The 13,669-nt window shown below is 61.7% G+C and carries 16 protein-coding genes and 1 tRNA gene; 6 read left to right on the plus strand and 11 right to left on the minus strand.

All coding sequences use genetic code 11. The annotated features are described in order from the left end of the window. Positions 1–127: 127 nt before the first annotated feature. From HMPREF2888_RS10615 to HMPREF2888_RS10640, 6 genes are all read left to right on the plus strand, one after another. Positions 128–201, plus strand: a tRNA-Leu gene (locus HMPREF2888_RS10615). A 225-nt stretch (positions 202–426) separates the two neighbouring features. Beyond that, positions 427–1,263: a DUF368 domain-containing protein gene (locus HMPREF2888_RS10620; RefSeq protein WP_061922705.1), complete on the plus strand. Its 837-nt coding sequence runs from the start codon at positions 427–429 to the stop codon at positions 1,261–1,263. Between the two features lie 9 nt (positions 1,264–1,272). Continuing rightward, positions 1,273–2,151, plus strand: coding sequence for an ABC transporter substrate-binding protein (locus HMPREF2888_RS10625; protein WP_070518761.1), 879 nt, complete (start codon positions 1,273–1,275; stop codon positions 2,149–2,151). After that, positions 2,144–3,073 (plus strand): amino acid ABC transporter permease, encoded by a 930-nt coding sequence (locus tag HMPREF2888_RS10630; protein ID WP_070518762.1) that lies wholly within the window; start codon positions 2,144–2,146, stop codon positions 3,071–3,073. Before HMPREF2888_RS10625 ends, HMPREF2888_RS10630 begins: the two co-directional genes overlap by 8 nt. Continuing rightward, on the plus strand, positions 3,073–3,837 hold the full coding sequence (locus HMPREF2888_RS10635) for an amino acid ABC transporter ATP-binding protein (protein WP_062038895.1): 765 nt from the start codon (positions 3,073–3,075) through the stop codon (positions 3,835–3,837). The genes HMPREF2888_RS10630 and HMPREF2888_RS10635 overlap by 1 nt, the downstream gene beginning before the upstream one ends. 88 nt (positions 3,838–3,925) lie before the next feature. Continuing rightward, positions 3,926–4,915, plus strand: coding sequence for an HNH endonuclease signature motif containing protein (locus HMPREF2888_RS10640; RefSeq protein ID WP_061922720.1), 990 nt, complete (start codon positions 3,926–3,928; stop codon positions 4,913–4,915). Between the two features lie 50 nt (positions 4,916–4,965). Here HMPREF2888_RS10640 and nusB read toward each other — a convergent pair whose 3' ends face one another. The 11 genes from nusB to ruvX all read right to left on the minus strand — a co-directional run bounded on the left by nusB (position 4,966) and on the right by ruvX (position 13,554). Next, positions 4,966–5,445, minus strand: coding sequence for a transcription antitermination factor NusB (gene nusB, locus HMPREF2888_RS10645; RefSeq protein WP_061922723.1), 480 nt, complete (start codon positions 5,443–5,445; stop codon positions 4,966–4,968). Between the two features lie 8 nt (positions 5,446–5,453). Continuing rightward, entirely contained in the window at positions 5,454–6,017 is a 564-nt protein-coding gene (gene efp / locus HMPREF2888_RS10650; protein ID WP_061922726.1) for an elongation factor P, read from the minus strand. Between the two features lie 82 nt (positions 6,018–6,099). Beyond that, positions 6,100–7,191 carry a M24 family metallopeptidase gene (locus HMPREF2888_RS10655; RefSeq protein ID WP_070518763.1) on the minus strand — a complete coding sequence of 364 codons (1,092 nt, stop codon included), beginning with the start codon at positions 7,189–7,191 and terminating at the stop codon, positions 6,100–6,102. A gap of 63 nt (positions 7,192–7,254) precedes the next feature. Then, positions 7,255–7,680: a type II 3-dehydroquinate dehydratase gene (aroQ, locus tag HMPREF2888_RS10660; RefSeq protein ID WP_062040602.1), complete on the minus strand. Its 426-nt coding sequence runs from the start codon at positions 7,678–7,680 to the stop codon at positions 7,255–7,257. 12 nt (positions 7,681–7,692) lie between these two features. Further along, on the minus strand, positions 7,693–8,763 hold the full coding sequence (gene aroB, locus HMPREF2888_RS10665; RefSeq protein ID WP_070518764.1) for a 3-dehydroquinate synthase: 1,071 nt from the start codon (positions 8,761–8,763) through the stop codon (positions 7,693–7,695). Positions 8,764–8,776: 13 nt separating this feature from the next. Then, a complete protein-coding gene (locus tag HMPREF2888_RS10670) occupies positions 8,777–9,313 on the minus strand; it encodes a shikimate kinase (protein WP_070518765.1) in 537 nt (178 codons plus the stop codon). A gap of 3 nt (positions 9,314–9,316) precedes the next feature. After that, positions 9,317–10,528 (minus strand): chorismate synthase, encoded by a 1,212-nt coding sequence (gene aroC / locus HMPREF2888_RS10675; protein ID WP_070518766.1) that lies wholly within the window; start codon positions 10,526–10,528, stop codon positions 9,317–9,319. Between the two features lie 51 nt (positions 10,529–10,579). Continuing rightward, positions 10,580–10,969, minus strand: a complete 390-nt coding sequence (locus HMPREF2888_RS10680; protein ID WP_062040590.1) for a prepilin peptidase — start codon at positions 10,967–10,969, stop codon at positions 10,580–10,582. An 11-nt stretch (positions 10,970–10,980) separates the two neighbouring features. Next, a complete protein-coding gene (locus HMPREF2888_RS10685) occupies positions 10,981–11,787 on the minus strand; it encodes a shikimate dehydrogenase (protein ID WP_070518767.1) in 807 nt (268 codons plus the stop codon). After that, the gene (gene mltG / locus HMPREF2888_RS10690) at positions 11,787–12,974 is read right to left on the minus strand and encodes an endolytic transglycosylase MltG (RefSeq protein WP_070518768.1); all 1,188 of its coding nucleotides are present in this window, start codon (positions 12,972–12,974) and stop codon (positions 11,787–11,789) included. The genes HMPREF2888_RS10685 and mltG overlap by 1 nt, the downstream gene beginning before the upstream one ends. Before the next feature lie 37 nt (positions 12,975–13,011). Then, the gene (gene ruvX / locus HMPREF2888_RS10695; RefSeq protein WP_061922754.1) at positions 13,012–13,554 is read right to left on the minus strand and encodes a Holliday junction resolvase RuvX; all 543 of its coding nucleotides are present in this window, start codon (positions 13,552–13,554) and stop codon (positions 13,012–13,014) included. Positions 13,555–13,669 lie beyond the last annotated feature (115 nt).

Consider the following 13,669-nt stretch of genomic DNA (forward strand, 5'->3'; position numbering starts at 1 on the left):
GCGCGGTTTGGTGGTCTTATTGTGTGTTGTCGAAGAAGTCACTCGCCCCATCATAGAGCCTTTACCCCCACCTAATTAGTAATTGCTCGCCCGGCTGCGCTAAACTGCTTTCCAGTCAACAAGACGCGCCCCTGTAGCCCAATTGGCAGAGGCAATGGATTCAAAACCCATTCAGTGTGAGTTCGAGTCTCACCAGGGGCACTACCTTCATCCCCTCGCTTGGCAGCTTTGCCCGGCGAGGGGATTTTTTACGTTCGGGGCCGCAAAATATTGCCACGTTGCGTGAATAATATGCCGCGAGTGGTATTTATTGTGATAGGTTTATTCCTCGGGCGGCGCGGCGTTTCTCCGATCCGCTTAAAATCTCGGCCATATTGCGGCACGTCACGCCCCAGAGCCCGATCATTCAAGGTTAGTTTCGAAAGTATGCAATATATTCTCAACGCCATTCGCGGCGCACTCATAGGCTCGGCAGAGCTCGTCCCCGGAATCTCCGGTGGCACTGTCGCGCTTATCGTGGGCATTTACGAACGCGCGCTGCACAATGCAAACTTTCTCATCTCTGGCCGGTTCAAAAAGGTGGAATGGGGCTTTCTCGCCTCCGTCGCGGTAGGCATGTTCGCGGCCGTATTTGGACTGTCGACGCTGTTGCACAACTTCGTCGAGAGCCAAGTATCGATATCAAGCGCCCTGTTTTTAGGAATGGTGGCGGTATCCATCTTCGTGCCGATCTCCATGATGACTCGGGCTGAGCGCTTCAAGGTCTCCTCCATCGTCACCTTCGTGGTGGCGGCCGCGCTTATTTTCTTCGTCACGGGATTTACCTCGGAACCGGTGGACAATCCCTCGCTCATCGTGGTCTTCTTGGCCGCCATGGTAGCGGTCTGCGCGCTCGTGCTCCCCGGTGTCTCGGGCTCGCTGATTCTACTGACGATGGGCCTTTACCAGCCGGTCATCGGCGCCGTTTCCGACCGCGAGCTGGGCACCATTGCCGTATTCGCCTTGGGTGCCCTGTGCGGCCTCGCGGCGTTTGTAAAACTGCTGAACTACCTATTGGATAATCACCGCTCGCTGACGCTGGCAGCCATGGCCGGCTTCATGTTCGGCTCCCTGCGCGCTTTGTGGCCGTGGGGCGCGGACCAGGACGCGTCGAGCGGGGCAATCATCGCGATAATGGTGCTCGGCGGCATCATCGTATCCGTATTCATCCTCATCGACGCGCGCAAGGCCAAGGCCTACAACGAGCCAGAAAAGCAAAGTTAGAACACCCCAATGAAAAGAAAAGTCGCCACCACAGCCGTGGTACTAAGTTGCACCGTCCTAGCGACGGGATGCGTCACCAACAAGGAATCCTCCATGCCTGAGGGTTGGCAAGCACCTGACATCGAGATGGTTCCGGAAATCGCGGCGATGTACCACGACAACGATGGCGTGCTCACGGCGGGCACCAACCCGCCGTTTGCGCCCTTCGAGTTCAAGGACTCCGATGGCGCGCTCGTCGGCGTTGAGATGGACATCACCAACGCTATTGCCGACGTCCTGGGGCTCGAGTTCCAGCCCGTCGAACAGGATTTCTCGCTCATCCTGCCCGCGGTGCAATCCGGACAAATCGATATCGGTGCCTCCGGATTTACCGATAACGAGGAACGCCGCAAAAACTTCGACTTCGTCGACCACCTCTACGCCGGCATCCAATGGGCCGAGCGCACCGAGGGCATTAAAGACGTAGACCCGCAAAACCCGTGTGGGCTTACCGTCGCGGTCCAGCGCACCACGGTCTCAGAAACCGACGACCTTAATCCGAAACGCGATGCCTGCGGCGGTGACCTGCGCATCCTGGCCTATGACACCAGCGACAACGCGGCGCTTGCCGTGTTGATGGGCCGCGCGGACGCAATGTCCGCCGACTCGCCTGTCTCCTCCTGGGCAGTCAACCGCTCAGGGGGCAAGATGCGCATGGTCGGTGACATGTTTGACGCCGCACCTTATGGGTTGGCGGTGCCGAAAGACTCCGAGCTCGGTCCTGCTGCCGCTGCGGCACTGGACTACCTCATCGAAACAGGCGAGTACGAAAAGATTTTGAGCCGCTGGGGCATCTCTGAGGGCCTCGTGGACCAGGCAATGATTAACGAAAGGCCAGTCAATGACTAAGACAACTCCGGCCGCGCAGCCGCAAGAAATTCAGGCTCGTCCCCTGCGTCACCCATGGCGCTGGGTCTTTGCCACTATCCTCGTCCTTCTAGGGCTCTGGTTTGTCATCGCCTCCGCGCGCAACGAGGCATTTGGCTGGGATACCTACTTCCAGTACCTCTTTGACAAGCGCATCGGGGCCGCATCCCTGCATACCCTGGCCATTACCATCCTCGCGATGCTCATCGGCGTCGTCGGTGGCGCGGTGCTCGCGGTGATGCGCATGTCCCCCAACCCGGTTTTGCGCGGCGTCGCCTGGCTATTTTTGTGGATCTTCCGCGGCACCCCGGTCTACGTGCAGCTGGTGTTCTGGGGCCTTTTATCCGCGCTATATCAATCCATCAACCTCGGATTCACCGAGATTTCGCTCTCGGGAGTGTTGACCAACGCCTTCCTGCTGTCCGTGCTGGGTCTCGGCTTGAACGAGGCGGCCTACATGGCAGAAATCGTCCGCTCCGGCATTTCTGCAGTGCCGGAAGGCCAGAAAGAAGCCTCCAAGGCTCTGGGCATGGGCTGGTGGATGACCATGCGCCGCACTGTGCTTCCGCAGGCGATGCGCATTATCATCCCGCCGACGGGCAACGAGTTCATCTCCTTGCTCAAGACCTCCTCGCTCGTGGTTGCGGTGCCCTATACCTACGAGATTTTCGGCCGCGCCACCGATATCTCCGCCGCTCTCTTCGAACCCATCCCACTGCTTATGGTCGCAGCCACGTGGTATCTGGTGATCACCTCCTTGCTGATGGTGGCCCAGTACTTCTTGGAGCGCCGCTTCGAACGCGGTGCCACGCGTGAGCTCACCGGGCGTCAGCTAGCAGCGCTTGCCGACTCCGAGGGCACAATCCCCCGTAACGTTTCCGTCATCCCGGAGGTAAATAACTAATGGCTACGCCAATGATTTCCGCACAAAACGTGCACAAGTCCTTCGGCAGTTTGGAAGTGTTGAAAGGTATTACTCTCGACGTCATGCCGGGCGAGGTCGCCTGCCTGTTGGGGCCTTCAGGCTCGGGCAAGTCGACGTTTTTGCGCTGCTGCAATCACCTAGAAAAGGTCACGGCGGGCCGACTATACGTCGACGGGGACCTGATTGGTTACCGCGAGCGCGACGGAGTCCTCTACGAGATTACGGAAAAGCAGGCCGCCGCCCAGCGCACCGATATCGGCATGGTGTTCCAGCAATTTAACCTTTTCGCCCACCGGACGGTGCTCGAAAACATCATTGAGGCGCCGGTGAACGTGAAAAAGCAGCCGGTGGAAAAGGCAAAGAAACGCGCGATGGAGCTGCTCGAACAGGTAGGCCTTGCGCACAAGGCGGATGCCTATCCGGTGCAGCTTTCGGGCGGCCAGCAACAGCGCGTAGCCATCGCGCGGGCGGTGGCGATGGAGCCGAAGCTGATGCTTTTCGACGAGCCGACCTCCGCACTCGATCCCGAACTCGTCGGCGAGGTGTTGCGCGTGATGAAGGAACTCGCCGCGGGTGGAATGACCATGCTGGTGGTCACCCACGAGATGGGATTTGCCCGAGAAGTCGCCGACAAGATTTTCTTCATGGACGGCGGCCAAGTCATCGAATCTGGCACTCCGCAGCAGGTCATCGACGATCCGCAGCACCCGCGAACCAAGGAATTCCTCTCCTCGCTGCTATAGCGAGCTTACGATGAGTTATCCACAGATTTAGCCCGAAAAAGAAGTTAGGGCTAGCACTTGGGTGACTAGCGCTCCTAGCGTTTAAGGCATGACTCTTCAGGCATACCTTGACGCACTGCGCCCCGGCATGGATATCATCGCCGGGGCCCAAGGCATGTCTGCCGCGCAATTAGAAGCCCTCGGCGCCCCGGATACCGAGGCCCGCATGCTCGCCCGCTTGGCGCACACCTACTTCGGTCCGACCAAATTTAGCGCCAAACAGCGCACGGCCCGCGAGTCCACGCACAGTCTGCCGGTGCTAAAAATCATCGAACGCTACGCCGCCAAGGCGGCCAATCAGGCCGAAGCGTGGCGGCTGCGCGAGAAACTCTGCGCGCTCCAGGCGCCCGCCAGCGACATCGAAAAGCAGGCGCGCCGGCTGACCCGCAGGCCAGCACGGGGGCCGCGTGCTGGGGCGCGGTTGTATCGACGTCGCAAAGCGTGGACACTTGCCATCACCGGCCCCAACGACATGATTGCGGACTTATGGGCGCGCTTGGATAAGACCAAGCCTGTGGAACAACTGACCGGCCTTCTCTACGGCGGCGTGAAGGCTGCACAGCGCCCGACGCCGCGCACCAACGTCATCGTGCGCCTGCCGGAGTTTATCGACGTCCTGCACGGCACGGGCGACGACATCACCCTGCGGCTGACCAACGGCGCCACCATGACTGGAAAAGATTACCTGGAGCGCGTGCTTGCCGACGCCGGCCTCGGCGAGCTGTTTACGCTCATCCATCCGGTGGAAGGCCCGGTGAACCTATACCGCGCACAGAGGCACGCCAGCTCGAAGCAGCGACTTATGGCGGCCGCGGAAAATCCGACGTGTCCGTGGCCGGAATGCAACATCGGCGCCGATGAAGCCCAGGTCCACCACATGCACCCCTGGCGCTTAGGCGGCGAGACCAACATGGCGAATCTGACCACCTGCTGTGGCTACCACAACGGGGTCAACCAAGACGACCCGAACGCCCCACCAGGCCGCGGGAGGCTAGACCGCATCGATGGTGTGGTCACTTGGCACCGCGGGCGATGCTAAAACGCGCAAAAGCGCTGCTCCATTGAGGGGAACAGCGCTTGTTGGCGTGCCTAAATTTCCTCTGACATGGGGTTATCTGCGGACTGGGCTTGGATGACGTCGTCAAGCACGGCGTGAATATACGGCGGTGCCTGATGATTGGAGTACTCGGAAGCTAGCTCCACGCCCTCCACGAGTGCGGTTGCGTTCGGGACATCCTCGTTGAAAAGAATCTCCCACACGGCCACGCGCATAATTGCGCGGTCGACGGCGGGGATACGGTGCAGCTCCCACTCAGAAGAAAGGTAACGCTCGATGGTCTCGTCGATGGCGTCGAGCTCTTCGGCCGCGCCCTTGACGATGACCTGGGTGTACTCGGCAACCGGGGCGACGCCGTTGGCATCCTCGCGGGCCAGCTGGACGCGGTCCTCGATGATGCTTACGGGATCGACGTCGCGGTTTTCTGCCTCGTACAGAATGTCCGCGGCGCGGCGGCGCGCGCGGTAGCGCGCCGTATGGCGCTTGTAGTTGATGTCTTTTTGCTCAGACACGTTGCGCCCTAGTTGTTGACGCGGGAGAGGTACTCGCCGGTGCGGGTATCGATCTTGAGGACGTTGCCGATCTCGATAAACAGCGGTACCTGGATCTCGGCGCCGGTCTCGAGGGTAGCTGGCTTGGTGCCGCCGTTGGAGCGATCGCCCTGCAGGCCTGGCTCGGTGTGCTCAACCTTCAGGTCAACGGAGATCGGCAGCTCGCCGAAGAGAGCCTCGCCGTCGTGGAAGGAGACCTGCACCCGCATGTTCTCCTGCAGGAACTTGCCGGCCTCGCCGAACTTGTCGAAAGGCAGCTCGAACTGCTCGAAGGTCTTATCGTCCATGACAACGAAGTTCTGGCCATCGTTGTACAGGTAGGTCATGTCGCGACGATCTACCGTTGCGGTCTCCACCTTGACGCCAGCGTTGAAGGTCTTATCGGTGACCTTGCCGGAGACGACGTCCTTGAGCTTGGTACGCACGAATGCAGGGCCCTTGCCCGGCTTAACGTGCTGGAACTCGACGATCTGCTGCAGCTTGTTGTCAATCTTGAGAACGAGTCCGTTCTTGAAATCGGTGGTATCAGCCATGGATCAAACTCCCAGTAAAAATAGTGGTGAAAACAGTGTTCCAGCATACCTTATGCAGGTTTGCCAGCATAACAGGGCCAAATTATAGAACCTGCAAGTCCTTCGGGAATGAAGTGATGATCTTCGGCACGCCGGAGGTGATGATAAGCGTATCCTCAATGCGCACTCCGCACTTGCCCGGTACGTAGATACCCGGCTCGATGGTAAGGGTCATGCCCTCGGCAAGTTCGCCCTTACCCGTTTGCGCAGCAGCCGGGCCCTCGTGCACGTCAAGGCCGATGCCGTGGCCGGTGGAGTGCACGAAGTACTCGCCGTAGCCGGCCTCGGTGATGATGTCGCGGCAGGCGGCGTCGACGTCGACAAGCTTGGCCCCTGGCACCGCCGCCTTGACGCCAGCCTCTTGGGCGCGCAGGACGATATCGTATATCTCGCGGGAGAGCTCGTTCGGCTCCCCAACCGCGAAGGTACGGGTGCAATCGGAGTTAAAGCCACGCAGGTGCGCGCCGAAGTCGATGGTTACGAGGTCGCCGGAGACCAGTACGCGATCGTCGGCGCCGTGGTGCGGCTTTGCGGAATTCGGGCCGGAGGCGACGATGGTATCAAAGCTCACGCGCTCAGAGCCCAGCTTGCGCATGCGGTATTCCAGGTCCGCCGCGATCTGGCGCTCAGTGCGCCCCACTGCTACCTCGCCGGCAGCAACCAAGCCCTCCAGCGCTTCGTTGGCCAGCGCCGCGATGTGTTCGAGGCGCTCCAGCTCCTGTGGGTCCTTTACCAGGCGGATATCTTCGATGACTCCGCTCATCGGAACCAGCTCCACTCCCTCGGGCGCTGCCTCTTCTAAGGCCTTGAGCTCAGATACGGAGACATAATCGGCCTCAAAGGCCACGCGCAGTGGTCCCTCGAGGCGCCTGAGCAACGCCGGACCCACCGGGCGGCCCAAGACTGCTTCGAGGTCTGGGACTTCTTCTGCAATCTGGGTGGTATAGCGGCCATCGGTTGCCATCAGCGCCGAGAGGTCCTTGCGCAGCAGCAGGCCACCGTTGGAGCCGGAGAAGCCGGAAAGGTAGCGCACATGCACCAGGTGGGTTACCAGGACGGCGTCGATGCGCATGCCGGCTACCTCTGCGGCGAGCTTGCGGCGGCGGTCACTAAAGCGGGTATCAGCGAGTGTCATGTGTTAATCCTTTTCTTCTTGACGGTCAACCCATGATAACGCCCACCACCCGCGGGTTTGGGGCTAATCGTTGAGAAAATAACCGAGTGCGGCCTCGTATCCGTAGATACCCAATCCGGCGATAACCCCGCGCGCGATCGGGCTTAAATAGGAATGTTGGCGGAACGGCTCGCGCGCGTGCACGTTGGAGATATGCACCTCGACGAAGCCGGCGCCGTCGGCAACCTCAGCAAGGGCGTCGCGCAGCGCGACTGAAGTATGCGTAAAGCCGCCAGGGTTGATGATGACGGGCCAGCCGGCGTCGGCAGCCTCGTGGACCTTATCGATAAGCTCGCCCTCGTGATTGGACTGGAAGAACTCCAGCTCTGCCTCACCTGCGGCCGCACGCATGCGCTTTTCGACGTCCGCGAGACTCGTCGTTCCATACACTTCCGGCTGCCGCTTGCCCAGGCGGTTTAGGTTGGGGCCGTTGAGAACCAAAATCTTCATGTCTGCTCCGAACTAGTGGGAAATGGCTGCATAGGCCGCGCGCAATTCGGCCTCGGTAGCATCTTCGATGCGGGTGGTCTCGCCGATGCCGGTAAGGGCTACGAAACGAATAGCACCCCCGCGGTTTTTCTTATCCCTCGTCATGACCTGGTAAAGCTCGTCGAAGTGGCCTGCTTCGTAGGTGGTGGGCAGGCCGAGCGAGCGCAGGATCTGGGAGTGGGTGTCCAAAAGGGCGGCGTCGATAAGCCCGCGGGCGTGGGCTAGGTTGGCGACGAACATCATGCCCACGGCCACGGCGCGGCCGTGACGCCAGGTGTAGTCCTCGCGCAGCTCGATGGCGTGGCCGAACGTGTGTCCATAGTTGAGGGTCTCGCGCAGGCCGGCCTCTTTGAGATCCTCGCCCACCACGCGGGCCTTGACCGCGATGGAGCGCTCGATAAGCTCGGGCAGCCCGCGCAGCGGGTCGAGGCAGGCGGCGGGATCTGCGAGGTAACGCGAGATGATGACTGGATCGTGGATGAAACCGGTCTTGACGATCTCCGCCGACCCGGCGACGATTTCATCCTCTGGCAGGGTGTGCAGGCGGTCCGAGTCTACGAAGACGGAATCGGGCTCGTGGAATGCCCCGACCAAGTTCTTGCCGGCAGCGGTGTTAATGCCTGTTTTGCCGCCGACGGCGGCGTCGACCATCGCCAGCAACGTGGTGGGCACCTGGATGACCTTAATGCCGCGCATCCACGTCGCGGCAAGGAACCCCGCGAGGTCGGTGGCCGCTCCCCCTCCGAGTCCCACGATGGCGTCGCGGCGGCTGAAGTTTGCCTCGCCGAGGCTGTCCCACAGACCACCCACGACGTCGAGGCGCTTGGCGGCCTCGGCATCGGGAATGGGCAACAGGGTAACCACGACGTTACGCGCGGCAGCCTCCGCAGCAAGCTGGCGAGCGACGGCCGCGACGGCAGGCTGGAACACGATCCCCACCTGGCCCGCACCGGTTGCGCTGAGCCGGTCTGCGATGGCTTCGGTCAAACCCGCGCCGACGGTGACCTCATAAGGGCTAGGGCCTGAAACTGGAATCGTGGTCATGAATACTCTTTTCTTAAAGCGTGTCGATAAAGCCCAAGATGGCGCCGACTACCTGCTGTGGGCTGCGCTTATCGGTGCGGACCTTCAAGTTGGCGACCTGCTCGTAGTACGGCCTGCGCAATTCCAGCAGCTCAGCGTAGTGAGCCAGGGGGTCGGCGGCGGCGAGGACGGGGCGGTTGGCGTCGCCAAGCGTGCGCGCAACGCCCTCCTCCGGGGAAATGTCAAGGAAAATGACAGTGTGGCGGTCCAGGAGGTCGCGGGTTCCTTCATCGAGCACGGCCCCGCCGCCCAGGCTGACGACGCCGCGCGAACGCAGCGCTTGCTTTACCACTTCCGCCTCCAGCTCGCGGAAGGCCGGCTCCCCCAGCGAGGAAAAGACCTCGCCACAGGCCGCGCCCTCGCGCTGTTCAATCATCTGGTCGGAGTCGACGAGTTCGCAGTTGAGGGAATGAGCTAAACGGCGCCCGATGGAAGACTTACCCGCCCCAGGTGGCCCAATGAGAACAACGCGGGGACGCGGGCTACCAGTCACGGAAACCGGTGTGGTCATTACTTACTCCTGTTCAAAAGCAAGACGCTGGGAAACATACTCATTGTAGGCGGCGATATTGCGCTTGGTCTCCATGACGCTATCGCCGCCAAATTTTTCTAGCACCGCGCGCGCGAGAACGAGGGCGACCATGGCTTCGGCGACCACGCCCGCGGCGGGCACCGCGCACACGTCGGAACGCTGGTGGATGCCGGTGGCTGCCTTGCCGGTTGCCATATCCACGGTCTGTAGGGCGCGCGGGACGGTGGAGATCGGCTTCATGGCAGCGCGCAGACGCAGGGTCTCGCCGTTGGTCATGCCGCCTTCGAGGCCGCCGGCGCGGTTGCTCAGGCGAGTAACGCCCGCGCCTTCCCGCACCATCTCGTCGTGGGCCTCGGAGCCGCGGCGGCGGGCCTCCTCGAAGCCGTCGCCTACTTCAACACCCTTGATGGCCTGGATGCTCATCAACGCAGCGGCGAGCTGGGCATCGAGGCGGTCCTCGCCGGAGATGTGCGAGCCCAGGCCAATGGGCAGGCCTTCGACAACGACCTCGACGATGCCGCCCAAGGTATCTCCCTGCTTTTTGGCGGTCTCAATTTCCGAAATCATCGACGCTTGCGCATCCTCGCCGAAGGCGCGCACGGGTGAAGCATCGATGGCGTCGAGATCCGCGTGCGTCGGTGTGGGGCCCGCATAAGGCTCCGAGGCGCCGATGGAGATGACGTGGGAGATAACCTCCACGCCGAGGGTCTCGCGCAAAAAGTTGCGCGCGATGGTGGCGGCGGCCACGCGCGAGGCGGTCTCACGAGCTGAAGATCGCTCCAGGATCGGGCGCGCCTCGTCGTGGCCGTATTTGACCATGCCTGCAAAATCCGCGTGGCCCGGCCGCGGGCGGGTCAGCGGGGCGCCACGGCCGGAAGCCATGGCCTTGGCGGTCTCCTCGTCGGACATGTCCAGCGCGTGTGGTGACATGATGGTGGTCCACTTGGGCCACTCGGTGTTGCCGATCATGATCGCAATCGGGCTGCCCAGAGTCTTACCGTGGCGGATGCCAGAAAGGAGAGTTAATTCGTCGGCTTCGAACTTCATGCGGGCGCCCCGGCCGTAGCCTAAGCGGCGGCGTGAGAGCTGGGCGGCGATGTCATCCTGCGATACTGGTACTCCGGCCGGCATGTGCTCAAGCATGGCGATGAGCGCCTGGCCGTGGGATTCACCTGCGGTAGTCCAACGAAGCATGCGGGTTATTATCGCACGCCCCGCACACGCGGGCTAGCACTAGGGTCGAACTTAGAGCGCAATCACACACGCTGCCGCAGCCAGCAGCATTCCGGGCCCGTGCGGGGGTGCGGCGTCGCGGCGGGCAAGGCCCCATAACGCAGTGCTAAGCGACGCCCCCATCATCGCCAGCAACTGCCCCATCACCCCTACTTCGTGGACGGTCCACATGCCCAGCGGGAAGGCGAGTTTAATGTCGCCGCCACCGACGCCGCCGCGCCAGAGCGCAAGGGCGAGATAGAGGCCGGGCCAGATGAGTCCTGCGGGCGAAAAGATGCACAGTGCGATAAGGCAGGCGGGCAGGGTAAGCCAATTGGGCAGGCGTTTATAGCGGATGTCGTATATACACAGCATGACTATCCACGCGGCGATGCAGGCGTGGATATAAAAATTTCCCCCCATGGGGCCACAGCCTAGCTCAAGGCTGCGTCGAGGGCAGCGCGCATGGCGGCTTGTGGCGCGGGATGGCCGGTAAATTGCTCAAACTGGCTGTAGGCCTGGTTGGCGAGCATGACGTGGCCGCCCACTGTGGCGTAGCCGTTGGCGGCCGCATGCGAGACGAGCGGGGTGGGCCAGGGATCGTAGATGACGTCGAGGACTGGCGCGTGGGCTAGGTCAAAGAGGTGGCCGTCGAGGGCCGCGGAGGGAACCGTGGAGACGACGAGCTCTGCCGCGCGCGCGAGGGCGGCGAGGTCATCGTCGAAGGTGGCGCGATAAAGCTTGAGGCCGAGGGCGTCGGCAAGCGGGGCGAGCTCGGCGAGCCGGTCAGAGCGGTTCAGCACGGTGACGTCGGTAATACCGCGCTGCGCCAGGCCCCAAAGCGCGGGGCGGGCGGTGCCGCCAGAGCCGATGAGAAGCGCGTGACGGGCGGTCTTTTCCCCCATTAGGGCCGCCAACGCACCGGCGACGCCCTCGGTGTCGGTGTTGTCGGCGCGCCAGCCCTGCTCGGTGCGTACAAGGGTATTAGCAGAGCCAATGAGTTCGGCACGTGCAGTGCGCTCCGTGGCGCAAGAAAGGGCGGCGAACTTGCCCGGCATGGTCACCGAGAAACCGCGGAAATCAGCAGGCGCCTCCTCGAGAAAGCGCGGCAGCGACGCCGCCGTGACCTCAAAGCGGGTATAGTCCCAATCCTCTAGCCCCAGGGCTGCATAACCGGCGTTATGCAGCACCGGGGACAAGGAATGGTCGATGGGTTGACCTAGAACCGCCGCGCGTGGCATTACTCGGCTGGCTTTGCTTCAGAATCCTCGCCACCCTGCACGCCGCCGCGCTGGGACTCGAGAATGCCGGAGTTGATGGCCTTATCGACGTTGGCCAAGTGCTCGTCGTAGTTATCGGTGAACACGGTGGTGCCATCAGCGTCGATTGTGGCGAAGAACAGCCAGTTGCCCTCCTCTGGGTGCTCCATGGCGTCGATTGCCTCAACGGAAGGAGAAGCAATCGGGGTATCCGGCAGGCCCTCCTTGGCGTAAGTATTCCACGGGGTTACCTCGGCGCGAGCTTCGTCGGAAGTCGCCAGCTCCACGTCCGGCAGGCCGTAGTTAACGGTGGAGTCCAGCTCCAAACGCATCGGCTCGTCCAGGCGGTTCAGGATGACGCGGGCCACCTTACCGAACTCGCCGGCTGGGGACTCGCGCTCGACCAAGGATGCTGCAACCAGCAGCTCGTATGGGGTCTTGCCCATAGCCTGCGCGCGGTCGACGATGCCAGTCTCGTTGTAGCGCTCGGTAGAACGAGTAATCAAGTCCTTCAAGATGGCCTGCGCGTCCATGTTCGGATCGACCACATACTGGCCCGGAGCAATAAGGCCCTCAAGGCGCTTCGGATCCTCGCCACGGGAGCGAATCTTCTCCAGCGCCCACTCTGGCGCGCCAAGCTCGGCCGGATCGACGGTCGCCGCGACCTTCTCCAGTTCTTCCTTGGTCACAGAGCCGCCCTCTTGCTCAGAGACTTGCGAGATCAGCGAGTAGACGCCGTAGCGAACATCGCCGCCGACAACCTTGACGTCGGAAAGCGTGGCTCCGCCCTGCACATCCAAAGGATCGACCTTGTTTTTGTCATCGAGCAGCGCAGAAACCGCCGCCTTTGCATTCATCTCCTCCTGCAGGCGGTAGAAGCCCGGCTGAATGCTGCCAGCGCGAGGGTTGGAGTTGGCCGCCGAGGAGAAAGCATCCGCGGTCTTGACCACGTTCTTTTCCACGAGCGACGGGCCGAGCTGGCTCATCGACGAGCCTTCTGGGACCTCGACCAGCTGCACGGTGCCGTTGCCGGTTCCCTCATAGTCCATGCTGCTGCCTCCTCCAAGCAAGCGGAAGCCGATGTATCCCAGGGCGCCGATGATAAGCACCACGGAGGCCACCACCACGGCAAGGCCGTGCTGGCGGCGCTTGACGTGCTTCGGCTCCATGGAGCGCCCGATTCGTTCTTGGTTTCGGCTCACGTAACTAGTCTCCTGCTGTTGAAGGCTCGTGGGTGGTTGCATCTGCTTGAAGCGCGTTGTTACGTGCGTCCAACCAGGATTGCAAGATTTCTACTGCGGCTGCTTGGTCGATGACTTTGCGGCCCTTTTTCTCGGATACCCCCGACGCCCGCAGCGCTGTCGTGGCGGCTACTGTGGTCAGCCGCTCGTCAGCCATGCGGACAGGTGGTTGCCCTATCGTTACATCTTTTCCCAGCCTGCGGCGGATGCGAAACGCGATTTCCTTGGCGTGTTTGACACTTTTCGAGCCGTTGCCCTGCAGATCGCGGGGCAGGCCTACTACTACCTCTACCGCTTGGTACTCGTGAATGAGCTCCAAAATGCGGTCGATATCGCCTTTATCGCGGTCTTTGAAACCGGTTTCGCGAGCGACGGTCTCGACAGGAAGCGCCAGCTTGGCGTTGTTGTCAGAGACCGCGACACCGATACGTACGGTGCCTACATCTAGCGCTAGTCGACGCCCATTTCCCGGATCGTCCACCCCGGGAGTATCGGGTTGTACGGCCATGCTCTATGAATGCCCCTTCGCGGTTGGATGCGACACAAAAGTCGCAAAACGGTAACGATGACATCTAGATTCTAGTCATATTATTTGCGGCTATGGTTCGCAGGGGCATAAGTTT

Origin of the sequence: Corynebacterium sp. HMSC077D03 (assembly GCF_001808545.1) — a bacterium.
GTDB lineage: Bacteria > Actinomycetota > Actinomycetes > Mycobacteriales > Mycobacteriaceae > Corynebacterium > Corynebacterium simulans.

Excerpts from the sequence above, each read along its gene's own strand:
- mltG (WP_070518768.1), bottom strand. The coding sequence starts at position 12,974 with ATGGAGCCGAAGCACGTCAAGCGCCGCCAGCACGGCCTTGCCGTGGTG.
- HMPREF2888_RS10625 (WP_070518761.1), top strand. The coding sequence starts at position 1,273 with ATGAAAAGAAAAGTCGCCACCACAGCCGTGGTACTAAGTTGCACCGTC.
- HMPREF2888_RS10655 (WP_070518763.1), bottom strand. The coding sequence starts at position 7,191 with ATGACACTCGCTGATACCCGCTTTAGTGACCGCCGCCGCAAGCTCGCC.
- aroB (WP_070518764.1), bottom strand. The coding sequence starts at position 8,763 with ATGACCACGATTCCAGTTTCAGGCCCTAGCCCTTATGAGGTCACCGTC.
- aroC (WP_070518766.1), bottom strand. The coding sequence starts at position 10,528 with ATGCTTCGTTGGACTACCGCAGGTGAATCCCACGGCCAGGCGCTCATC.
- efp (WP_061922726.1), bottom strand. The coding sequence starts at position 6,017 with ATGGCTGATACCACCGATTTCAAGAACGGACTCGTTCTCAAGATTGAC.
- HMPREF2888_RS10640 (WP_061922720.1), top strand. The coding sequence starts at position 3,926 with ATGACTCTTCAGGCATACCTTGACGCACTGCGCCCCGGCATGGATATC.
- HMPREF2888_RS10630 (WP_070518762.1), top strand. The coding sequence starts at position 2,144 with ATGACTAAGACAACTCCGGCCGCGCAGCCGCAAGAAATTCAGGCTCGT.
- HMPREF2888_RS10685 (WP_070518767.1), bottom strand. The coding sequence starts at position 11,787 with ATGCCACGCGCGGCGGTTCTAGGTCAACCCATCGACCATTCCTTGTCC.
- HMPREF2888_RS10620 (WP_061922705.1), top strand. The coding sequence starts at position 427 with ATGCAATATATTCTCAACGCCATTCGCGGCGCACTCATAGGCTCGGCA.
- HMPREF2888_RS10680 (WP_062040590.1), bottom strand. The coding sequence starts at position 10,969 with ATGGGGGGAAATTTTTATATCCACGCCTGCATCGCCGCGTGGATAGTC.
- ruvX (WP_061922754.1), bottom strand. The coding sequence starts at position 13,554 with ATGGCCGTACAACCCGATACTCCCGGGGTGGACGATCCGGGAAATGGG.
- HMPREF2888_RS10635 (WP_062038895.1), top strand. The coding sequence starts at position 3,073 with ATGGCTACGCCAATGATTTCCGCACAAAACGTGCACAAGTCCTTCGGC.
- aroQ (WP_062040602.1), bottom strand. The coding sequence starts at position 7,680 with ATGAAGATTTTGGTTCTCAACGGCCCCAACCTAAACCGCCTGGGCAAG.
- HMPREF2888_RS10670 (WP_070518765.1), bottom strand. The coding sequence starts at position 9,313 with ATGACCACACCGGTTTCCGTGACTGGTAGCCCGCGTCCCCGCGTTGTT.